The 21,258-nt window shown below is 69.2% G+C and carries 22 protein-coding genes; 7 read left to right on the forward strand and 15 right to left on the reverse strand.

Going from position 1 to position 21,258, the window contains the following annotated elements; all coding sequences use genetic code 11:
• Positions 1-22 precede the first annotated feature (22 nt).
• From ACIBTM_RS04400 to ACIBTM_RS04410, 3 genes are all read right to left on the reverse strand, one after another.
• Positions 23-1,183: a lytic transglycosylase domain-containing protein gene (locus ACIBTM_RS04400; RefSeq protein WP_395875134.1), complete on the reverse strand. Its 1,161-nt coding sequence runs from the start codon at positions 1,181-1,183 to the stop codon at positions 23-25.
• Between the two features lie 182 nt (positions 1,184-1,365).
• Positions 1,366-1,881 (reverse strand): DUF501 domain-containing protein, encoded by a 516-nt coding sequence (locus tag ACIBTM_RS04405; protein WP_395875135.1) that lies wholly within the window; start codon positions 1,879-1,881, stop codon positions 1,366-1,368.
• An 18-nt stretch (positions 1,882-1,899) separates the two neighbouring features.
• Complete coding sequence (locus tag ACIBTM_RS04410; protein WP_123799156.1) at positions 1,900-2,262, reverse strand: septum formation initiator family protein; 363 nt, start codon at positions 2,260-2,262, stop codon at positions 1,900-1,902.
• On the opposite strand from ACIBTM_RS04410, the gene ACIBTM_RS04415 reads away from it, so the two are divergent.
• Positions 2,261-2,506: a hypothetical protein gene (locus ACIBTM_RS04415; protein WP_125694144.1), complete on the forward strand. Its 246-nt coding sequence runs from the start codon at positions 2,261-2,263 to the stop codon at positions 2,504-2,506. The genes ACIBTM_RS04410 and ACIBTM_RS04415 overlap by 2 nt on opposite strands.
• 95 nt (positions 2,507-2,601) lie before the next feature.
• Here ACIBTM_RS04415 and eno read toward each other — a convergent pair whose 3' ends face one another.
• The gene (gene eno / locus ACIBTM_RS04420) at positions 2,602-3,888 is read right to left on the reverse strand and encodes a phosphopyruvate hydratase (protein WP_016337276.1); all 1,287 of its coding nucleotides are present in this window, start codon (positions 3,886-3,888) and stop codon (positions 2,602-2,604) included.
• A gap of 161 nt (positions 3,889-4,049) precedes the next feature.
• Positions 4,050-4,538 (reverse strand): VOC family protein, encoded by a 489-nt coding sequence (locus tag ACIBTM_RS04425; protein ID WP_395875136.1) that lies wholly within the window; start codon positions 4,536-4,538, stop codon positions 4,050-4,052.
• Positions 4,539-4,609: 71 nt separating this feature from the next.
• On the opposite strand from ACIBTM_RS04425, the gene ACIBTM_RS04430 reads away from it, so the two are divergent.
• A complete protein-coding gene (locus ACIBTM_RS04430; protein WP_395875137.1) occupies positions 4,610-5,023 on the forward strand; it encodes a tetratricopeptide repeat protein in 414 nt (137 codons plus the stop codon).
• A gap of 9 nt (positions 5,024-5,032) precedes the next feature.
• Here ACIBTM_RS04430 and ACIBTM_RS04435 read toward each other — a convergent pair whose 3' ends face one another.
• Positions 5,033-5,602, reverse strand: a complete 570-nt coding sequence (locus ACIBTM_RS04435; RefSeq protein ID WP_007028810.1) for a helix-turn-helix domain-containing protein — start codon at positions 5,600-5,602, stop codon at positions 5,033-5,035.
• Positions 5,603-5,656: 54 nt separating this feature from the next.
• On the opposite strand from ACIBTM_RS04435, the gene ACIBTM_RS04440 reads away from it, so the two are divergent.
• Positions 5,657-6,577: an NAD(P)/FAD-dependent oxidoreductase gene (locus tag ACIBTM_RS04440; protein WP_395875138.1), complete on the forward strand. Its 921-nt coding sequence runs from the start codon at positions 5,657-5,659 to the stop codon at positions 6,575-6,577.
• Here ACIBTM_RS04440 and ACIBTM_RS04445 read toward each other — a convergent pair.
• The gene (locus ACIBTM_RS04445; protein WP_395875139.1) at positions 6,550-7,254 is read right to left on the reverse strand and encodes a murein transglycosylase; all 705 of its coding nucleotides are present in this window, start codon (positions 7,252-7,254) and stop codon (positions 6,550-6,552) included. The genes ACIBTM_RS04440 and ACIBTM_RS04445 overlap by 28 nt on opposite strands.
• A gap of 274 nt (positions 7,255-7,528) precedes the next feature.
• On the opposite strand from ACIBTM_RS04445, the gene efeU reads away from it, so the two are divergent.
• From efeU to ACIBTM_RS04465, 4 genes are read left to right on the forward strand one after another with little or no spacing between them, the layout of a single operon-like run.
• Positions 7,529-8,368: an iron uptake transporter permease EfeU gene (gene efeU, locus ACIBTM_RS04450; protein WP_395875140.1), complete on the forward strand. Its 840-nt coding sequence runs from the start codon at positions 7,529-7,531 to the stop codon at positions 8,366-8,368.
• Positions 8,369-8,372: 4 nt separating this feature from the next.
• The gene (gene efeO, locus ACIBTM_RS04455) at positions 8,373-9,503 is read left to right on the forward strand and encodes an iron uptake system protein EfeO (RefSeq protein WP_395875141.1); all 1,131 of its coding nucleotides are present in this window, start codon (positions 8,373-8,375) and stop codon (positions 9,501-9,503) included.
• Positions 9,500-10,765 carry an iron uptake transporter deferrochelatase/peroxidase subunit gene (gene efeB, locus ACIBTM_RS04460; RefSeq protein WP_395875142.1) on the forward strand — a complete coding sequence of 422 codons (1,266 nt, stop codon included), beginning with the start codon at positions 9,500-9,502 and terminating at the stop codon, positions 10,763-10,765. Before efeO ends, efeB begins: the two co-directional genes overlap by 4 nt.
• A 34-nt stretch (positions 10,766-10,799) precedes the next feature.
• Complete coding sequence (locus tag ACIBTM_RS04465; protein WP_257484348.1) at positions 10,800-11,210, forward strand: PPOX class F420-dependent oxidoreductase; 411 nt, start codon at positions 10,800-10,802, stop codon at positions 11,208-11,210.
• A gap of 66 nt (positions 11,211-11,276) precedes the next feature.
• Here ACIBTM_RS04465 and ACIBTM_RS04470 read toward each other — a convergent pair whose 3' ends face one another.
• From ACIBTM_RS04470 to mfd, 8 genes are all read right to left on the reverse strand, one after another.
• Positions 11,277-11,849 (reverse strand): hypothetical protein, encoded by a 573-nt coding sequence (locus ACIBTM_RS04470; protein WP_395875143.1) that lies wholly within the window; start codon positions 11,847-11,849, stop codon positions 11,277-11,279.
• On the reverse strand, positions 11,846-13,219 hold the full coding sequence (locus ACIBTM_RS04475) for a hypothetical protein (RefSeq protein WP_395875144.1): 1,374 nt from the start codon (positions 13,217-13,219) through the stop codon (positions 11,846-11,848). Before ACIBTM_RS04475 ends, ACIBTM_RS04470 begins: the two co-directional genes overlap by 4 nt.
• Entirely contained in the window at positions 13,216-14,019 is an 804-nt protein-coding gene (locus ACIBTM_RS04480) for an ABC transporter ATP-binding protein (protein ID WP_395875788.1), read from the reverse strand. The genes ACIBTM_RS04475 and ACIBTM_RS04480 overlap by 4 nt, the downstream gene beginning before the upstream one ends.
• A 17-nt stretch (positions 14,020-14,036) precedes the next feature.
• Positions 14,037-14,852, reverse strand: a complete 816-nt coding sequence (locus tag ACIBTM_RS04485) for an anti-sigma factor family protein (RefSeq protein WP_395875145.1) — start codon at positions 14,850-14,852, stop codon at positions 14,037-14,039.
• Positions 14,849-15,391: an RNA polymerase sigma factor gene (locus tag ACIBTM_RS04490; RefSeq protein ID WP_395875789.1), complete on the reverse strand. Its 543-nt coding sequence runs from the start codon at positions 15,389-15,391 to the stop codon at positions 14,849-14,851. The genes ACIBTM_RS04485 and ACIBTM_RS04490 overlap by 4 nt, the downstream gene beginning before the upstream one ends.
• A gap of 144 nt (positions 15,392-15,535) precedes the next feature.
• Complete coding sequence (locus ACIBTM_RS04495; RefSeq protein ID WP_395875146.1) at positions 15,536-16,459, reverse strand: MazG family protein; 924 nt, start codon at positions 16,457-16,459, stop codon at positions 15,536-15,538.
• The gene (locus ACIBTM_RS04500) at positions 16,456-17,460 is read right to left on the reverse strand and encodes a hypothetical protein (protein ID WP_125733513.1); all 1,005 of its coding nucleotides are present in this window, start codon (positions 17,458-17,460) and stop codon (positions 16,456-16,458) included. The genes ACIBTM_RS04495 and ACIBTM_RS04500 overlap by 4 nt, the downstream gene beginning before the upstream one ends.
• Positions 17,461-17,701: 241 nt before the next feature.
• Positions 17,702-21,256 carry a transcription-repair coupling factor gene (gene mfd, locus ACIBTM_RS04505; RefSeq protein ID WP_395875790.1) on the reverse strand — a complete coding sequence of 1,185 codons (3,555 nt, stop codon included), beginning with the start codon at positions 21,254-21,256 and terminating at the stop codon, positions 17,702-17,704.
• Positions 21,257-21,258 lie beyond the last annotated feature (2 nt).

Raw genomic sequence — 21,258 nt, forward strand, 5'->3', positions numbered from 1 at the left:
GCCGCCAGCGTAGTCAATGCGATCAAGGCGTCTTGGTGCCGCTGGTCGACGACGGCACCGTCGTCGTCGTTGTGGTCGTCGTCGGCGAAGAGCAGGTCGGCGCGGGAGTCGGTGTCGTGGTCGTCGGACTCGTGCTCGTGGTCGAAGTCGGTTGCGTCTCCGTCTCGGTGACCGTCGGGCACGGCGGCAGCTTCGGGGTCGTCGACGGCGATTTCGACGACGAGCCCGAATTGCTCGGCGGCAGCGAGCTCGACGGCGGCGGCGTCACCGAACCGGGTGGCGTCGACGGCACCGGAGGCGGCGGCACCGACACGGGCGGCGGCGCGGCACCGGCGTTCGGGGCGCCGATGGGCACCTTGCTGTCCGGCGTCGGCAGCACCCCCGTGCGGTAGGCCTCGGCCCAGATCAGCACGGTGTTCACGTAGGTGTCCGAGTTGTTGTAGCGGAACACGGCCGCGCGCAGCTGATCCGGCTTCGACAGATCGAGGCCGCCGGAGCACAGGTACCGGCCCGTACCCAGCGCCGCGTCGAAGATGTTGTTCGGATTGGACTCGCCGTCGCCGTTACCGTCGGAGGCGTAACGGGCCCAGGTCGACGGGATGAACTGCGTCGGGCCGACGGCGCGGTCCCAGACCGTGTCGCCGTCGAACTTCCCGCCGTCGGTGTCCGGGATGGCCGCGAACGGCCCGGCTCCGTTGAGCTGCGGGCCGAGGATCGGCTCCAGGGTGTTGCCCTTCGCGTCGACGTAGCCGCCGCGCGCGTGGTTGGACTCGATGCGGCCGATACTCGCGATCAGCGCCCAGTCGATGTGGCAGCCGGGCTGTTCGGCGATGAGGATGTCGGCCGCGTTGCGGTACGCGGCGAGCGCCGTGACCGGGATGCCGAGCGGTCCGTTGGGGAGTTCGTCCGCGGGGAGCGGGAGCGGGGTCGGCGCGTTCGGCAGGCTGCCGTCGACACCGATCTGCTGGACGAGCGGGTTCTTCGGGTCGTAGCCGCCGACGAGGGCGACGTTGTCGGTATGGATCGTGCTCGCCGTCGCGGCCCAGCTGCCGGCACCGACGACCGCGGCACCGGCCGGGACGATGGCGAGGACACCTCCGGTCACCGCGGCGATCGTGCGGTGCCGGAGACAGAGTCTCCGGACATGACCGGAGACCGCGCCTGGCACCTGCCTCACGCGCATACCTCTGAACCCTCCCGGCGGATCACGACTCGGCGATCCGGTACCCCCACCCCGACAACCCACGACTGGTACACAGCCTGCCGCATGCGGTGACCGGTTTCACCCCATTGAGGACGACCAGTTGGTCGACATCGGGTGAATTAACCCGCCTGGAGGAACTATCTGTACACCAGCGGCCGGTGTTACCCCTGGCAGTCGCCCGACGGCCACCCGTTCGACTTGAGCAACGCGAGGGTTTCGTCGCCGAACGGGTTCACCCCGGGACCGACCGCGAGCGTATGCGCGAGGTGGACGTGCAGGCATTTGACGCGGCCGGGCATCCCGCCCGCGCTGACCTCGTGGCCGAGCGAGTCGATGGCGTCGCGTTCGGCGAGGTAGCTCTCGTGGGTCCGCTGGTAGGCGGCCGCCAGCTCGGGATCCTCCGCGAGCCGGTCGGTCATCTCCTTCATCAGCCCGGACGCTTCGAGCGTGCCGACCATCGAAGTCAGCTTCGGGCAGGTCAAGTAGTAGAGCGTGGGGAACGGCGTGCCGTCGTCGAGGCGGGGGCTGGTCTGCACGACCGACGGGTGGCCGCTCGGGCAGCGCGCGGCGACGGCGCGCAGCGCACGGGGTGCCCGGCCGAGCTGTTCCGCGATGATCTCGCGGTCGGCGTCGGTCACAGGCTCGAATGAAGACTTTTCCGTGCTGTTCACACCCATAAGGCTAAAGGGAGCGCTTCAGCCGCCCGCGACCTGATCCCACAGCTTCTCGTACCAGGAGCCCGCGGGCACTGGCTGCTGACCTTGCGGCTGTCCCTGCTCGGGCGCCTTGTCCTCGGGGAGCTGCACGATGTACGGCGTCTCGCCGGGCTTCACGAAACCGAACCGCTTACGGGCCTCGGCCTCGATCTGCGCCGGGTCGCTCAGCTCGGCCTTGCGGCCTTCCAGCTGGGTGACACTGCGCTGTAGTTCGGACTGCAGCTGCTGCTGTTCGTTCACCTCGGACTTCTGGCTGAGGTACGTGCGCAGCGGGACGGCGATGGTGAACGCGAGCGCGCACACCACGATCGCCACCACCGCGGCCCGGCGGGTGGTGGACATGCCGAGCACCTTCGCGGCACCCGATGCCCGTTTCGCCGCCAGGCTGCGGCGCAGCCGGGTTCGGGCGCGGACCTCCGTCGTCGTCGTGCGACGGGCACGCTCCGGTCGGCGGCCCCTGCTGGAGCCGCCACCGCTCGCGCGCCCGCCGCTACGACGGGTCGTCGTCCGCGCCCTCCCCCGGTCCGCCATCATCTTTATCGCGCCGACCGCGATCGCGCTGCCGGGGCGCGGCGTTCCGCCTTGAAGCCCGCTGAGCACGTGAAGGGCGCCCCGCCATCGCGATAGCGGGGCCTTGCGGCCAAAAGGCGCGACTTCAAAAGATCAAAAGACACTTCCGGCTCACCCCTCCGGGCTGAACCGCGGGAACGCGAGGTCGCCGGCGTAGCGTGCCGCGTCGGCGAGGGTCTCCTCGATGCGGAGCAGCTGGTTGTACTTGGCGATCCGCTCACCGCGCGCCGGGGCGCCGGTCTTGATCTGGCCGACACCGGTCGCGACGGCGAGGTCGGCGATGAAGGTGTCCTCGGTCTCGCCGGACCGGTGGCTCATCATCGACTTGTAGCCGTAGGAGGTGGCCAGCGAGATCGCGTCGAGGGTCTCCGACAGGGTGCCGATCTGGTTGACCTTCACCAGCAGCGCGTTGGCGGCGCGACGGGTGATGCCCTCTTCGAGGCGATCCGGGTTGGTGACGAACAGGTCGTCGCCGACCAGCTGGACCTTCTCGCCGATCTCGGTGGTCAGCTGGACCCAGCCGTCCCAGTCGTCCTCGCTCAGCGGGTCCTCGATGGACACCAGCGGGTAGTCGCGGACGAGCTCGCCGTAGTAGGCGGACATCTGCTCGGCGCTCTTCTTCGCGCCTTCGAAGGTGTACGCGCCATCGGAGAAGAACTCCGTCGCGGCGACGTCGAGCGCGAGCGCGACGTCACGGCCCGGGGCGTACCCGGCCTTCTCGATCGCCTGAAGGATCAGGTCGAGCGCTTCGCGGTTGTTCTTCAGGCTGGGCGCGAAGCCGCCTTCGTCGCCGAGGCCGGTCGCCAGGCCGCGGCCCTTCAGGACCGACTTCAGCGAGTGGTAGACCTCGGTGCCCCAGCGCAGGGCCTCGCGGAACGACTCGGCGCCGATCGGCGCGATCATGAATTCCTGGATGTCGACATCGGTGTCGGCGTGCGCGCCGCCGTTGAGGATGTTCAGCATCGGCACCGGCAGCACGTGCGCGTTCGGCCCGCCGAGGTAGCGGAACAGCTCCAGCTCGGCCGACTCCGCGGCGGCCTTCGCGACGGCGAGCGAAACGCCGAGGATGGCGTTCGCGCCGAGGCGGGACTTCGCCGGCGTGCCGTCGAGGTCGACCAGCTTCTGGTCGACGATGCGCTGGTCGACGGCGTCGGTGCCGACCAGGTCCGGGCCGATCTCGTCCAGGACGGCCGCGACCGCGCGCTCGACACCCTTGCCGTTGTACCGGCCGGTGTCGCCGTCACGCAGCTCGACGGCTTCGTGTTCGCCGGTGGACGCACCCGAGGGGACCGCGGCCCGCGCCAGCGTGCCGTCGTCGAGAGCCACCTCCACTTCGACCGTCGGGTTGCCTCGCGAGTCCAGAATCTCGCGAGCGCCTACCTGCTCGATGAGCGCCACGCCATGCTCCTCATGTGGGTTGTGCCTGCGGTGACCGGGCCCAGCCTAGCCGTCACCGCAGTTCACCCGTTGGAGGCACGCGCCACACCACGCCCTGACCAGACCTTTCCGACCTTCCTCCCCACCACCACCCTCAACCGAGGAGCTGCGCTCCGCAGTACCTATTCGGTTGCTGGTTCGTCCGCCCGGACTTCCTTCCAGCCCGACGGAAGCTCGACCGTGTCGGAGAACTGCTGCCAGAAGGTCCAGCTGTTGCCGCCGATGTCGGAGACGGTGAACACGCGGGCTCCGTACGGCTGATCCTGGGGCGCGTCGATGTCGGCGTCGTCGCCCAGCGCGGCGCGGACCCGCTCGTACTGCGCGTCGACGTCGGGGACGTAAACGATGTTCAGCTGCCCGACCGGACCGTCGACGCCCTTGGCCTGCCAGTACTCGGGGCCGACCCCGGCGAGCTGGATCTTGGCCGGACCGGCGCACAGGGTGGCCTGGAACACCTCTCCCGAGCCGTCGGCGAAGCGCACTTCTTCGGTGAACCCGAACACTCTGACCAGCCACGCGACCGCCTCGGTGGCGTCGGCGTAGTAAAGGTATGGCGCGAGCCCGAGGTATCCGGGCTCGTTTTCGGGCCTATCCGCTTCGGCACTGCTCATGGCAGGACAGTCCACCATGACCGTTTCAGCAGTCGAGATCGGCCCTGCCCAGGCGTATCGTGGAGCGGACCATGATGGATGCCGAACCCGCCCCAGAACCCGGTCCGGACTCGTCCGGCGAGTCACGGTTCCGCGCCTTCCGACAGGCGGAGGCGCTGGTCGAAAGCCGCAGGCCGCTCGACGCGCTCAAGGCCCTCGAGCCCTTGCTGGAGCACGAAACCGACAAACCGAGTGTTCAGTTGCTGGCGGGCCGTGCGTACTTCCACTCCGCACAGTTGCGGCGGGCGGAGCGCGCCTTCACCCGGGTGCTGGAGCTGGACCCCACCGATCATTACGCGCGGTTCGTACTCGGACGGACCCTCCAGCGCCTCGGCCGGTTGACCGAGGCGCTCGCACAGATGCGGATCGCGTCGGCGATGCACCCGATCCCGGAGTATCTGGAAGCGATCAGCGAGGTCAACGCGCGGATCGCGTTGCGAGATTGATCGAGCGCCTCACTTGGACCTGGCCCGCAGGTGGGCGCGCTCACCCTGTTTGCCGAACAGCACCAGCAGCTCCACCGGCCCGGGCCCCGCACTGCCGAACCAGTGCGGCACCCGCGTGTCGAATTCCGCGGCCTCGCCGGGGCCCATCGTGAAATCGCGATCGCCGAGCAACGCCCGCAACCGTCCACTGAGGACGTACATCCATTCGTAGCCCTCGTGAGTGCGCTGCACCGGCTCGATGTCCTCGACCGGGATCAGCAGTTTGAACGCCTGCGGCTGGCCAGGCTGCGCGGTCAGCGCCCACGCGGTGAACCGGCCGAACTTCTGCGCCTTCATCCGGACCCGCGGATCGGCGGGTTCGGGTTCGCCGACCAGTTCGTCGAGCGGGACCTGGTGTGCCGCCGACAGCGTGAGCAACAGCTCCAGCGTGGCCTTCCGCGTGCCCGATTCGAGCCGCGAGAGCGTGCTGGCGGAGATCCCCGTCGCCTCCGAAAGCGCGGAGAGGGTGGTGCCGCGCTCCTTGCGAAGGGCCTTGAGCTTCGGGCCGACCTCGGCGAGCCGCCGTTCGATGTCCTCCATGCCCCCAGTTTGCCAAATCGGCAATGAACTTTGCCAGCTTTCGAAGAAGTCCGGATGCTCGGGACCATGAACGACGAATTCGACGTGGTGATCATCGGTGGCGGCGTCGCGGGTCTCAGCGCGGCCTTGGTACTGGGCAGGGCGCGGCGCAAGGTGGTCGTGATCGACGGCGGCACCCCGCGCAACGCGCCCGCCGCGCACGCCCACGGTTTCCTGACCAGGGACGGCATCCCACCCAAAGAACTACTGGAAATAGGCCGTGACGAAGTCCGCGCGTACGGCGTCGAGATCATCGACGACGTCGTCCACCGGCTGCGGCACGACAAGGCGGTGGAACTGGCGAGCGGGCGGGTCGTCAGCGGCCGCCGGATCGTGGTGACGACCGGGCTGGCCGACGAACTGCCGGACGTCCCCGGTGTCGCGGAGCGCTTCGGCGCCGACGTGCTGCACTGCCCGTACTGCCACGGCTGGGAGGTGCGCGATCAGCGGTTCGGCGTGCTCGCCACGTCCGACAAGTCGGTCCACCAGGCGCTGATCGTCTGGCAGTGGAGCAAGGACCTGACCTTCTTCACGCATACACAGCAGCTCTCGGCCGAAGACCGGGCGAAGCTGACCGGGCTGGGCATCCGGATCGTCGACGGGAAGGTGTCCGAACTCGCGGTCGAAAACGACCGGCTCACCGGCGTCCGGCTCGTCGACGGCGAATTCGTCGAACGTGACGTCGTGTTCGTCGGCCCGAAGTTCGTCCCGCACGACCGGCTGCTCGCCCAGGTCGGCTGCGCTCGCACCGAAAGCGGCTCGATCGCGGTGGACGCGCAGGGCCGCACGAACGTGGCCGGTGTCTGGGCGGCGGGGAACGTCGTCGATCCGATGGCGCAGCTCGTCGTCGCGGCAGGCGACGCCTACCGGATGGCGGCGGCGCTCAACTTCGATCTGGTGCTCGAAGATCAGGGCGCGACGCTGGCGTCCGCGTAGGTGTCGGCCGCGCTGAAGACTTCCTGGACGTAGGGCACCGCGGGGTTGAAGACCCGCATCGACTTCCACCAGCCGTCCGGGGTGGCGACGTCGTCGCCGGCGGCGCACAAGTAGCGAGCGGTGGCGAAGGCGGCATCGTCGAGGTCCTTCGGATCCGGCTGCTTGCCGTCGCTCCTGGCCCTGGCGGAGTGCTTGGCCCAGATTTCGGGCGCGAGCGTGATCGGGCCGGGCCTGCCCTGCGCCGTCTCGACGTGGGAGATGCCGGCGAGGGTCGCCCACGAGAGATGACAGCCCGGCTTCTGCCGCCGGAGCCACATCTCGGCCCGGCCGTAGGCGGACAGATCGGCGACGGAGAGCCGGGTCTTGGCGGCCACCCGTTTCGCCCAGGTCTCCAATTCGGCCGCGTCGGAAACGGTGGGCCGGTCGGGCGGCGCGGCGAGCCCGGCCCGCGGCGTCGCCACCCCCGGCTGCGGCTTCTGGTCGGGAACCGCGAGCGCGGGCTGGGGTTGAGGTGCCGGAGGCGGTTCCTCCCCGGCGGGCCGGTTCACCCCGACCGTCATGATCAGCACCACGCCCGTGAGCACGAGCCCGCCCGCGAAGGCGAGCCTGGGGACGTACGGCGGCAGAGGGCGCGCTGGATGCTCCGGGGCGTCGGTGCTCTGGGCGGTTTCGGCCACCCGGACAGGTTACTTCGCCACACTTCCGGGCGATGACCCATTCGGCTTACGAAGCCAACTGAGGGTAAAGCGAATCGGTAACCGGTCTTCGGCGGCCGATTCGTTATGTGCACCACCAAGGTCGCACTGACCTGGGGATGCTCACGAACCGCGCGTCCGATCAAGGTCCCTTCAAGCGTTTCGTCCATTTCGGGACCACGTCACTCCCCCTGGACTTTCAGGGAAGCCTTACCTAAAACCAGGAGGTTCAGTCGGCACGACCAGGGAGAACGACGTGTGGTTCGCGAGTGCGCTCATCGGCCTGCGTGAAGGCCTCGAAGCGGCCCTCGTCGTCAGCATCCTCGTCGCGTTCCTGGTCAAGACCAAGCGACGGCACGCGCTGCGCTGGGTCTGGCTCGGGGTCGGCGTCGCGGTCGTGCTGTCGGTCGGGGTCGGCGCGATCCTCACCTACTCCACCGCCCAGCTGACCTTCGAACAGCAGGAGCTGCTCGGCGGCACCCTGTCGATCGTCGCCGTCGGCTTCGTGACGGCGATGATCTTCTGGATGCGCAAGGCGTCGAGGACGATCGCCGCGGAGCTGCGCGGGAAGCTCGACGAAGCGCTCGACGTCGGTCCGGTCGCGGTCCTCGTCCTGTCGTTCTTCGCCGTCGGCCGCGAAGGCCTGGAGACGGCGGTGTTCTTCTATTCCACCGTGCAGACCGCGCAGGGCGGCACGACCGAGCCGTTGATCGGGTTCAGCGCCGGCATCCTCGTCGCGGTCGTGCTGGCGTACCTGATCTACCGCGGCGCCGTCCGGTTCGACCTCGGCAAGTTCTTCACGATCACCGGTGTCCTGCTGGTGTTCGTCGCGGCGGGCGTCCTCGGCTACGGCCTGCACGACCTGCAGGAGGCCGCCTTCCTGCCCGGGCTGACCACCCTCGCGTTCGACGCGTCGGCCGTCCTCCCGGAGGACAGCTGGTACGGCGCGCTGCTCAAGGGGATCTTCAACTACTCGCAGCAGACGACGGTCTTGCAGGCCGTCGCCTGGGTCGCGTACGTCGCGATCGTGCTGCCGCTGTTCCTCATGCCCAAGAAGAAGGCCACGGCGCCCGCCGCGGCCGCGATCAAGGAGTGACCTCGTGTCTCGTCGATTCCCGCTCGTCGCGCTCGCCGGCGTCGGCGCCATCGTGCTCACCGCCTGCGGTGGCGGCGAGGAAACGCCCACCGGGGCCGGCGGCCCGATCAAGGTCGAAGCCTCCGACACGGCCTGCGCGGTCTCGGTGACCACCGCGAACGCGGGCAACGTGACCTTCGAGATCACCAACAAGGGCAGCAAGGTCACCGAGTTCTACCTCTACGCCGAGGGCGACCGGATCATGGGCGAGGTCGAGAACATCGCGCCGGGGCTGAACCGGCGGCTCATCGTCGAGGTCGCCGAAGCGGGCAAGTACCAGACCGCGTGCAAACCCGGCATGACCGGCACCGGCATCCGCGGTGATTTCACCGTCACCGGCGGCGGCGCGAAGCAGAACGACCCGAACTCGCAGAAGGCCCAGGCGGTCAAGAGCTACGCGGAGTACGTCGCGAACAACACCAAGGCACTCGACGAGGAGACCACCAAGTTCGTCGCGCTGGTGAAGGCGGGCAAGGTCGACGAAGCGAAGGCCGCGTACGCCCGCACTCGCGTCTACTTCGAGCGGGTCGAGCCGGTGGCCGAGAAGTTCGGCGACCTCGACCCGAAGATCGACGCGCGCGAGGCCGACCTCGAACCGGGCCAGAAGTTCACCGGATTCCACCGGCTGGAGAAGGACCTGTGGGTGACCGGTCCGCAGGCCGACTCGCCGCAGATCGCCGATCAGCTGGCCGCCGACGTCAAGGAACTGGTGACCAAGTCGGCGTCGATCGAACTGAACGCGCTCGACCTGGCCAACGGTGCCAAGGAGCTCCTCGACGAGATCGCCACCGGCAAGATCACCGGCGAGGAGGAGGCGTTCTCGCACACCGACCTCTCGGACTTCCAGGGCAACCTCGACGGCTCGAAGGCCGCGATCGCCTCGCTGCGCCCGCTGCTGCAGGCGAAGGACCCGGCCCTGGTGTCCACTTTGGACAAGGAGTTCGGCAATGTGCAGGCACTGCTGGACAAGCAGCGTGAAGGCGACGGCTTCAAGCTGTACACCACGCTGAGCCAGGACCAGGTCAAGGAATTCGCGTCGGCGGTGGACGCGCTGAGCGAACCGCTGAGCAAGGTCGCCGAGGTGGCGGCGCAATGACCGGGGCGGAGCACACCCCGGTCACGCGCCGGAAGCTGTTCGGCATGGCGGGCGCGGGCGCCGCGCTGGTCGGGACCGGCGCCGCGGCGGGCTTCGGCGCGACACAGCTGCTCGGCGGGGACAGCCCGGCGCAGGCGGCGCAGAGCGTCGTCGAGTTCCATGGTGAACACCAGGCCGGGATCGTGACTCCCGTGCAGGAGAACCTGCATTTCGTCGCGCTGGACGTGACGACGAAGGATCGCGAAAAACTGGTCAAACTGCTGCGTACGTGGACGGACGCGGCGCGGCGGATGACCGCGGGCCAGGAGGTCGGGACGGGAGGCGCCGTCGGTGGCGCCCCCGCCGCCCCGCCGAGTGACACCGGCGAGGCACTCGACCTGGCGGCGTCCTCACTGACGCTGACGATCGGTTTCGGCCCTTCGCTGTTCGACGACCGGTTCGGGCTCGCCTCGAAACGGCCCGCCGCGCTGATCGATCTCCCCCTGTTCCCGCAGGACAAACTCGATCCCGCGCGCAGCGGTGGCGACATCTGCGTCCAGGCGTGCGCGGACGATCCTCAGGTGGCGGTGCACGCCATCCGGAACCTGGTACGGCTGGGTTTCGGCGTCACCGCGGTGCGCTGGTCGCAGCTCGGGTTCGGCCGCAGCTCGTCGACGTCGCGGGCGCAGTCCACGCCGCGGAACCTGTTCGGCTTCAAGGACGGGACGCGCAACATCAAGGCCGAGGAGACCGACGTCCTGCGCGACCAGGTGTGGGCGACGGCCGAAGACGGGCAACCCTGGATGGCGGGCGGGTCGTACCTGGTGGCCAGGCGGATCCGGATGCACATCGAGACCTGGGACCGGGAATCGTTGAAGGGCCAGGAAGGGATCGTCGGCCGGTCGAAGGGCGCGGGCGCGCCGCTGGGCCAGGCCGCCGAATTCGACACCCCCGATTTCGAGGTCGGCGGCGCCGGCGGCGAGAAGCTGATCCCGGAGGACTCCCACGTCCGGCTGGCCTCGCACGAGAACCTCAACGGGGCGCGGATCCTGCGTCGTGGCTACAACTTCGTCGACGGTTCCGACGGTGTCGGGCATCTCGAGGCAGGACTGTTCTTCCTCGCCTTCAACCGGGACACGCGCAAGCAGTTCGTGCCGATGCAGCAGGCGCTGTCGTCGAAAGACGCGATGATGGAGTATCTGCAGCACACCGGATCCGCTCATTTCGCCGTGCCGCCGGGTGTACGCGAAGGCGGTTTTTGGGGCGAGGGTCTGTTCTCTTGACCTCCAGTTAAGTGGAGGTCGCACACTGGGTTCCATGTTCAGTGAAGCGGAACTCGACTACCTCGCCACCCAAGGGCTCGGACGGCTCGCGACGGCTCAGCCGGACGGCACGCTGCAGGTCAGCCCCGTCGGCTACGCCTACAACACCGAGACCAAGACGATCGACATCACCGGCTACGAACTGGCGAAGAGCAAGAAGTTCCGGAACGTGGCCGCCAACGGGCAGGCCGCGTTCGTGGTGGACGACATGCCTTCACAGGACCCGCCGAGGATCCGGTGCCTGGAGATCCGCGGCCGGGCCGAGGCGCTGACCGGTGCCCGCACGCCCGACGGCCATCTCGACGGCGCGGTGATCCGGATCCACCCGTCGCGGATCATCAGCCTCGGCGTCGACGACCCGGACCACGACCCGCTCGATCTCGTGCCGCACAACCGGAACGTCTGAGTCCTCGGCTGCCAGGAAAGGGTCGTTCCTGACGGAAAACGTCAGGAACGACCCTTTCATGACACTTCAGCGGCGGTTACCGAAGACCGCGTAGATCCCGAGGCCCGCCACGGCCAGCACCACCGCGGTCCACGTCGCTTCCGCGACACCGGCGGGCTGGAAGAGCCAAGTGATCACCAGGTGCGCGCTCTCCGTGCTCGACGTGGTGGCCCAGACCACGAACGAGACCGCGAACCCGAGCAGCGGCAACGTCCACCCGAAAGCTCCACCGAACAGCACCGCGGCGATCCCGGCGAGACCGAGCAGCCCACCCGCGTTCCGCACGATGAACTCCACCGGGGCCCGCTCCACTTCCCACAGCCGCGGCAGCAGCGCCGCACCGAGGCCGAGTCCGCCGATCAGCAGGAGATGGAGGACACGGCGCGGCGCCCAGCGGATCGCGGCGGTCCGGTCGAGATCGGTGTCCTGCCCGCTGAGGCCGATGGCGGTCACCGCGATCGCCACCAGGAGCGCCAGGGAGACCGGGATCTCCGACCAGCGGTCCCGCGCCAGGAACCAGATCACGGCCATGCTCACCGCCAGCCCCGCGAAGGACGCGGGCATGGCACGGGAGCGGGCATACAGCACCGCCCATCTCATCGGGCGCCTCCGAGCAGGATGCCGAGCTGACTGCCCTGGCAGGTCAAGCCGGCCCGCCGCTGCGCGACGATCCGCTCTCGCTGCACATCGGGCGGAAGGGCACGGAAGGTCTCCCACTTCCGCGCGACCTCGTTCCTCGTGTCATCGCTCAGCCAGGAAGCCCCGGACACCTTCCACTCACCGAGGAACCAGCTCGCCGAGATCGACCGCGCGGTGAGTTCGTCCAAAAAGGACCGGTTGACGCCCTGGAGGGTGTAACAGGTCGGCGTCCCGGCGCCGGCGACCAGCGTCCGTGTCATGTCGTCCGAGTTCAAGACCGAACGGATGGACCAATCCACCAGGTCCACGTAGACGGTGTCGGCGGCACGCGGTGGCACCTCGTCGTAGCCCAGCCGACGGTCCAGTACCGCGACCTTGACCGGCGCGTCCGGCAAGGTTCCCAGCAGCCGCAACGCTTCCTTGCCCGGCCCGGCGAGGCGAGGCAGTTCGGCTTCGAGCATGCGGGGGACGCAGACCGGGCCGTCGCAGACCATCTCCGTCGCGGCCGGGTCGGACACCTCGGCTTCGGCCGTGCTGCCGGGAAGAACGGGCAAGGCGATCACGACCGCCACCAGCGCGGGGACGACGGCGAACCCCTTCGCCCGCTTGGAGCGAGCCGCCAGCAAGAGGAATCCGGTCAAGGCCAGTCCGGCGAGCCAGACCCCCTGCCCGAGATCCATCGAGCCCGCGGTGGTGTTGAACGGATCCCTGACGACGTCCATCGCGGGAGAGAGCAAGGAGAACCGGAACGGCACGATCCCGGCCAGCGCGCTGCCCTCCGCCCCGGCGAACTGGAACAGGAGCACGACCACGAACGCGGCGACGGCCACCGCGGGCGCGGTCAACGGATGGGGCAGCAACCGGCCGATCCCGAGGCCGATCCAGGCGCCCGCGAGCATCGCGAGCACACCGACCACGACGATCGGCAGCCAGCCGAAGGTGAAGAACCCGCCGTTGAAAGCGGCTTGGACGGCACCGACGGCGAAGATCAGCAGGAAGCCCAACGCCAGGAGGCCGCCCAGCGCCCCGGCGAGTTTCGCGGCCCGGTGCCAGCCGGGACGCGGCATGGTGGTCATGAGTTCGACCGTGCCGGACCGCTTGTCGCGCATGCCTTGGATGACACCGGCGCCGATCGCGATCGGCCACAGGAACACCAGCAGGAACCGGCTCCACTCCGCGGCGTGCGTCCAGTGCTCGTCCCAGGCGAGCGGCGCCTTCGTCCACGGACCGCTGAACGAATAGAGGAAACCGAACGCGACGACGAGGATCGCGAGCGTGGCCCAAGGGGCGATGGAACGGCGGACTTCGGCCCGCAGGACGCGTGTGTTCACCAGTTCCCCTTCCCCGGCTCGTGCCCCAGCAGCGCCGAATAGCCGCGCTCGATCGGGCTGTCGCCGACGTGTTCCTCGCTCCCGGCCGCGGCCAGTTCGTCCGGAGTGCCCTGGAAGACGAGCTTCCCGTTCTCGAACAGGACGACGTCGGTGCAGGCCGTCGCGACGTCCTCGACGAGATGCGTCGAGACGACGACACAGGCGTCCCGGCCCAGTTCCTGCATGAGCTCGCGGAAGCGCACCCGTTGCGCCGGATCGAGTCCGGCGGTCGGCTCGTCCAGCAGGAGGATGTCCGGATCGTTCACGATCGCCTGGGCGATCCCGGCCCGCCGCACCATGCCGCCGGACAAGGTCTTCATCTTCTCGTCGGCGCGATCGGCGAGGCCGACCCGTTCGATCGACCGCTGCACCGCTCCGGGGATGTCCTCTTTGGACATTTCCTTGAGCCACGCGATGTACTCGACGAACTCTCGGACGGTGAATCGCTTGTAGAAACCGAAATTCTGCGGCAGATAGCCGATACGGCGGCGCAGGCGACGCTGATCGGTGAACCCCCCGACGGATTCACCGAGCAGCGCCAGCCCTCCCTCCGCCGGCCGGAGCACCGTCGCCAGTGCCCGGATCAGCGTGGTCTTCCCCGCCCCGTTCGGGCCGAGCAGACCGTGCACCCCCGTGCCCAGTTCCAGGTCGAGCCCGTTCACGGCGAACTTGCGTTTGCCGACCCGGACCTTCAGTCCCTCCGCCTTGATCTGCCACGCGTAGGTCGTCGGCGCGACCTCCGCGGCCCCGACAGCACGCATCATGATCTCCCCTTCGTTCATCGTTCGGATCCGGTGAGCAGGCCGAAGACGCTCCGCCGGAGCACCACCACGACCGCGGTCAGCGCGAAGATCGCGCCCCACACCGGGAGCAGCCGGGGTTCGAGCGCGGTGGCACGCCCTTGCGAAGCCACCGCGGGCGCCAAGATCACCGCCATCCAGACCCCGGCGAGGACATAGGCCGCCCGCACCACCCCGATCAGCCCGCCGAGCGCGAGCGTCCCGGTGGTGAAGGCCAGGCTCGGCAGGAGACCGAGGCCGAATCCGCCGCCGCCGAGCCAGCTCGAGAGACCCTGGACCGGCAAGACGACGGCGAGGACCGCCGTCGTCCGGCGAAGCAGCAGGTAGAGCCCCGCCCTCGGCGTCGAAGTGACGAGTTCGTACGCGGGATCGAGCCCCTTCGCCCACGACACCGCCACCCCGAGCACCGGCAGTACCGGTGAGAAGAGCTGGACGAACGAGTAGCCCTTGCTCCCGGTGAACCCGACCTCATCCAGCAGGAAGCCGATGGCCGGGATCAAGAGGATCATCACCAGCCACGGCAGCATCACCGGCGTCACCCAGGTGTGCAGCCGTCCGGCCCACCGCCTCCGCATCGGACTCGGCCCCGCTTCGGCGAGTTTCGGTCCCAGCCCGGCCCAGACGTCGTCCACCAGCGCCGACACCGACGGCAGGCTGAGGGCGGACAGCCTCCCCCGGCATTCAGCGCACGATTCGAGATGGGCTTCGACCGCCCAGACCTCGTCACCGGCCAAGCCGTCGTCGCCGAGGACGTAACCGGCGAGGAGCTGTTCGGACACGTGTTCCTTGTTCACGACAGCGCCTCCCGCATCGCGATCCGAGCCCGCCTGGCGCGGGTTTTGACGGTTCCTTCCGGCACGCCGAGCAGGACCGCGGTCTCGCGGACGGTCAGCCCGTCGAGCACCATGGCCTGCAGGACCTGACGGAGTTCGGGAGCGAGCCGTCGCAGCGCGTCACCGACATGGTCACCGACCGCACCGGCCAGCGCCTCGTCTTCGGCCGCGGGTGAACTGGCCGTTTCCGCGACGGGCAGCGGCTGCGCGAATTTCGCCCGGCGGCGGAAGGCGTCGACCAGCCGCCTCGCGGCGATCGTCCACAGCCAGCCGACGGCGCTTCCGCCGACGGCCGAACCGGCGAACGCGCCGGCCGCACGCCAGACCGCGAGGTAGGTCTCCTGCATCACCTCGGCGACGATCTGTTCGTCGGCGCAGCGACGGCGCAGGCGTACGGCCAGCCACGGCGACGTGCGGCGGTAGAGCTCCTCGAACGCCGCGCGGTCACCTTTGGCCGTGCGGCGGACGAGCTGCTCTTCGTCCGGTTCCGTTCCCTTCACATCCGGCAAGACGCCGAGATCATCGAAACGGTTCTCACCCGATTGTGTTCCGCGTCACAAGGCATCCGGAGACGATGTCGCGAAAGCCACTTTCGGGACATCAGGCGTCTCGAAAGTGGCTTTCGCGACGCCCGCCGGCGTCCTTCAAGCGCTCGGCCAGAACTTGCGCCAGCCGTCGGCTTCGAGCGTCGTCGGTTCCAGACCGGCGTCCCGCGCGGCCTGTTCGGCGTCCCGGATGTCGCGCGCGAACCGCTTCGCGACGGCGCGGAGCTCACCTTCGGGATCGATCCCCGCCCGGCGCGCGGCCGCGGCCACCCGGAACAACTGGGCCGCCGCCTCGGCGCCGTCGGGGAACAGATCGAGCGGGATCCCGGCCCGGCCGCTGCGCTGACCGAGCTTCCCGGCCAGGGCCACGGCGGGCTGCCCGAGCGCGACACCATCCACAATGGACTGACGGCTCTTCTCGGCCTGCTTCAGTTCTTCCCATTTGAGGTTCTGGTCGCTGACGGTCTCGACCCGGGGAGCGTCGGCGAAGACGTGCGGATGACGTCCGACGAGTTTCGCGACCAGATCGGACGCGACCTCGTCGATCCCGAACGGATCGGCCGCGTCCTCAGCGGCGACGCGCGCGTGGAACAGCACCTGGAGCAGGACGTCGCCGAGTTCCTCGCGCAAGGCGCCCCTGTCGCCCTCCTCGATCGCGTCGAGCAGCTCGTAGGTCTCCTCGACCAGATACTGGCGCAGCGACTCATGCGTCTGGACGGCGTCCCACGGACACCCACCCGGCGACCGCAGGCGGTCCATCACCTCGGCGGCCTCGACCAACGGCGGAACGGGCGCTTCGATCACTCGCGCACCCGACCTGATCAGCGCCGCGGCCTTGGCTTCCCGGCGCGAATCCGCGATGAGCACGAGGTCGCGCACCTGCGTGTCACCGAGCGCGGGCACCCCGAAAACCTCGGGATCGACATCGGAAGCCGCGTACACGGCGGCGCTGCTTCGCAGGATCGGGAGTGCCGCGGCGGGCAGTGTCGCCCCGCGGGCGATCACGACGACGGCAGCGGTCACGGGTTTTGCGGAGCGGCACCGTGCACAGGCAGCACGATGCCCTTCTTCGAAGCTTCGTTGGGCGCGAGGTCCATGCCCACAACATCCCACACGCCGTAGCGCGGGTTCACCTTGAGGTCGACCTGGTCGAGGTACGGCTGGAGGAGCCGGATACCCACCCCTGCCAGCTGCTGAGCGCTCGGCTGCGCGGCCTGATCCGACGCGACGGGCTTGTCGGCGGCCCGCTCACGCACCACGACGACGACCCAAAGCGGCTGCTGCGGTGTCGGCTGGAAAGCGGCGACGGTGTTGGGTTCGAGGCCGAACAGGACGGTGGCCGCGGTCGCGGGCGACTGCATCGCCGGCAGCTTCTGGCCGGTGCCCGCCTGCGTGTCGGCGGTCTGCTGGTCCTGCGCGATCAGCTCGGCGGCCGCGTTCGGCGACGCGGCGAACTTCTTGGCCTTCTCGATGGCCTGCTCGCGCAGCTTGTCCGCGTCGGAACCGGTGGCGTCGGTCGAGGAGACCGAGCTGAAATCGAACGTGACGGTGAGCTTGTCCAGGTACTTCATCGCGAGCTGGGTCTGCAGCGCCGCGTCGACCAGGGCATCGCGATGGTCCCGCACCCGCGCCACGAGCTGCTGGACACTCAGCGCGGGGTCGTTCTGCGGGTTGGCCTCCATCGGCTTGGCCAGCGGGTCGTTCTGCAGCGCGTTCACGACGAGGGACTCGTCGACCCGGACGCCTTCCCGCTGAGCGGCACGCTCGGTGAGGTCGTGCAGGATCTCCTGCCGGACGATCTCTCGGCCGACGAGGTCGAGCTTGTGCTCGCTGGCGAGCTGCTGCCCGTACGGGTGTTCGCGGACGGCCTTGTCGATCAGCTGCTGCACGCGATCCACCGAAACGGTCTTGCCGTCGATGATCACCGCGGCACCGACCTGTCCGGGACCGGCGTTGCATCCGGCGAGAAGGAGAGAACCGGCAAGAACCCCGACCAGCGCGCGACGGCGCCCCATGATCCGCATCACAGGGCCTACCCTCTCATACCGGCCCCGGCGAGAGAACCAGGTCATAAGTCGCGATTCGGCTTCTCGCGAGCCGAAGCCGGGACATTGTGCCGGTTCCCTGCCCAGGAAAGCCGGATCACGCGTGATTGGAGCCGGATCACGCGTGATCAGGGGCGGAACTCCCACGGTGCGAGAGTTCCGCCTCCAATCACGCGAGTTCCGTCTTCGATCACGCGAGTTCGCCTGTCCCGCACACCGCCTACGCGACGGGCGCCGGCGACTTCATCAGATTCGTCAGCAGCTTCGCGCACCAGTCCAGCAGCTCCTCGTCACGCAGCGCAGGAGCGCCCATGCGACCACCCGCCGGGCCCTCCGTCGGCTTCGGCACGGAAACCGTGTTCGTCACCGCCTTGTAGAGAGCCTTGGGGTACAAGCGCTTCAGCCGCACCATTTGCGAATCCGCCAGCGGCAGCGGCGCGAACCGGATCGACGTGCCCTGGACGGCGACCTCGGTGACCCCCGCCGCCCGGCAGGTGTGCCGGAACGCGGCGACCGCGAGCAGCCTCCGCACCGGGGCGGGCGGCTGACCGTAGCGGTCGATCAGTTCCTCGCGGACGGCGTCGAGCCCGGCCTGGTCGGGAGCGGCCGCGATCTTGCGGTACGCCTCCAGCCGCAGCCGCTCGCCCGGCACGTAGTCGTGCGGGATATGCGCGTCCACCGGGAGATCCACGCGGACCTCGGCGAGCTCCTCCTCTTCGGAGGTTTCCGCGCCCGCGTGCCGGCGGAACGCGTCGACCGCTTCGCCGACAAGCCGCACGTACAGATCGAACCCGACTCCCGCGATGTGCCCGGACTGCTCCGCGCCGAGGATGTTGCCCGCGCCGCGGATCTCCAGGTCCTTCATCGCGACGGCCATACCCGCGCCCAGTTCGGTGTTCTGGGCGATGGTCGCGAGCCGGTCGTGCGCCGTCTCGGTGAGCGGTGCCTCCGGCGGATACAGGAAGTACGCGTACCCGCGCTCCCGCCCGCGCCCGACCCGGCCGCGCAACTGGTGCAGCTGCGCGAGCCCCAGCAGGTCACCGCGTTCCACCAGCAGCGTGTTGGCGTTCGAGATGTCCAGCCCGGTCTCGACGATCGTGGTGCAGACGAGCACGTCGTACTCGTTCTCCCAGAAACCCTGGATGATCTTCTCGAGTTTCTCCTCGTTCATCTGCCCGTGCGCGGTGACCACCCGCGCCTCCGGCACCAGCTCGCGAATGCGCTTCGCGGCCTTCTCGATCGAAGAAACCCTGTTGTGCACGTAGAAGACCTGGCCGTCACGCAGCAGCTCGCGCCGGATCGCGGCGCCGACCTGCTTGTCGTCGTACGCGCCGACGTAGGTCAGGATCGGGTGCCTGTCCTCCGGCGGGGTCAGGATCGTGGACATCTCGCGGATGCCGGCGAGCGACATCTCCAGCGTCCGCGGGATCGGCGTCGCCGACATGGTCAGCACGTCGACGTGCGTCCGCAGCGCCTTGATGTGCTCCTTGTGCTCGACACCGAACCGCTGCTCCTCGTCGACGATCACCAGGCCGAGATCCTTGTACCGGATCCCGGTCTGCAGCAGACGATGCGTGCCGATCACGATGTCGACGTCACCCGCGGCCAGCTGCTCCAGGATCGCGTCGGACTCGGCCTTGTTCGTGAACCGGGACAGCCCCTTGATCTTCACCGGGAACGAGCTCATCCGTTCGGTGAAGGTGTTGAGGTGCTGCTGGGCGAGCAGCGTCGTCGGCACCAGCACCGCGACCTGCTTGCCGTCCTGCACGGCCTTGAACGCCGCGCGCACCGCGATCTCGGTCTTGCCGTAGCCCACGTCGCCGCAGATGACGCGGTCCATCGGGACGCCGCGTTCCATGTCGGACTTGACCTCGTCGATCGCGGCGAGCTGGTCGTTGGTCTCGGTGAACGGGAAGGCGTCCTCGAGTTCGCCCTGCCACGGCGTGTCCTGCGCGAACGCGTGCCCCGGCGCGGCCTGCCGCGCGGCATAGAGCTGCACGAGTTCGGCGGCGATCTCCTTGACCGCCTTCTTCGCCTTGGCCTTGGTGTTCTTCCAGTCCGATCCGCCGAGCTTGTTCAGCGTGGGCAGCTCGCCGCCGACGTAACGCGAAACCTCGTCGAGCTGGTCGGTCGGGACGAACAGCCGGTCCCCCGGATGCCCGCGTTTGGAGGAGGCGTACTCCAGCAGCAGATATTCGCGAGTCGCGCCCGCGACGGTGCGCTGCACCATCTCGACGAACCGGCCGATTCCGTGCTGGTCGTGCACGACGTAGTCGCCGGCCTTGAGGGCGAGCGGGTCGACGGCGTTGCGGCGCCGCGACGGCATCTTGGTGCTGAAGTCCTTTGTGGACGTTCCGGCGCCGGAGCCGCGGCCGGTGAGGTCCGATTCGGACAGCACCACGAGGGCGCGCTCCGGCGAGACGAAACCGTCCGACAGGCCGCCGCACGTCACCGTCACGACGCCCGGCGTCAGCGGACCGGTGATGCCTTCGGCGAGCGAGGCGGGCACGTCTCCCGCCGACAGCTGCTCGACGGCCCGGGCCGCGGTGCCGTGCCCGGCGACGACGAGCACGGCCGTCCCGCCCGCGGCCGTGTGGGCGCGCAGATCGGTCGTCGCGCGCTCGACCTCGCCGCGGTAGTTCGGCGCGGCCTCGATCGCGACGCGGTAGACGTCGGGATCGTCGCTGGCCAGCTGTGTCAGCGTCCACCAAGGACGCTTCGTCTCCTGAGCGTGCTTCGCGATCTCCGCGAGGTCCCGGTACGCGGACGCGCCGAGGTCGATCGGTGCCTGACCGCCCGCGGCGGCCGTGGTCCAGGACGCTTCGAGGAATTCCTGCCCGGTGCGGACCAGGTCGGCCGCGCGGGCGCGGATCTTCTCCGGATCGGCCAGCAGTACGTGCGTGCCCTGGGGCATCGCGTCGGTCAGCAGGTCCAGCTCGCCCTCGCACAGCACGGGGATGAGCGCCTCCATGCCCTCGACGGGGACCCCGCCGGAGAGTTTGGTGAGCATCTCGGTGAGCTGCGCGTCCGCCTCGTACGTCGTCGCCAGCTCGGCGGCCTTCGCACGGACCGGCTCGGTGAGCAGCAGCTCACGGCACGGCGGTGCGCTCACGTGCTGGATCTCCCCCGGCAGCGACCGCTGGTCGGACACCGCGAACGCGCGGATCTCGCTGACCTCGTCGCCCCAGAACTCGACCCGCACCGGATGCTGCGCCGTCGGCCCGAACAGGTCGAGGATGCCGCCGCGCACGGCGAACTCGCCGCGCTTCTCGACCATGTCCACCCGCGTGTACGCGAGCTCGACCAGCCGCTCCAGCAGCCCTTCGAAACTCTGCTCCTCGCCGACCACCAGGTCGATCGGCGCGAGCGAACCGAGCCCGGGCGCCATCGGCTGGATCAGGCTGCGAACGGTCGCGACGACGACGCGCAGCCCGTCCGAGCCCGTCTTGAGCCGGTGCAGCACCTCCAGCCGCCGCCCGACGGTGTCCGCCCGCGGAGACAGCCGCTCGTGCGGCAGCGTCTCCCAGGACGGGAAGTCGACGACGGCGCCTTCGCCGAGGAACGACTTCAGGGAAGCGGTCAATTCGTCCGCCTCGCGGCCGGTGGCGGTCACCGCGAGCACGGGGCGGCCGGCGCCCTCGTCCGCGGCGAGGGCACCGGCGACCAGCTGGCGGGTGGCGATCGCGCCCTGGAGTTCGAGCACCGGGGCACCGGCCCGCTCTACGACCCCGCGAAGGGCCGGATCGGGAAGGATGGAATGAAGGAGTCCGGACAATG

It is taken from the genome of Amycolatopsis sp. NPDC049868 (genome assembly GCF_044461365.1).
Classification (GTDB): Bacteria; Actinomycetota; Actinomycetes; order Mycobacteriales; family Pseudonocardiaceae; genus Amycolatopsis.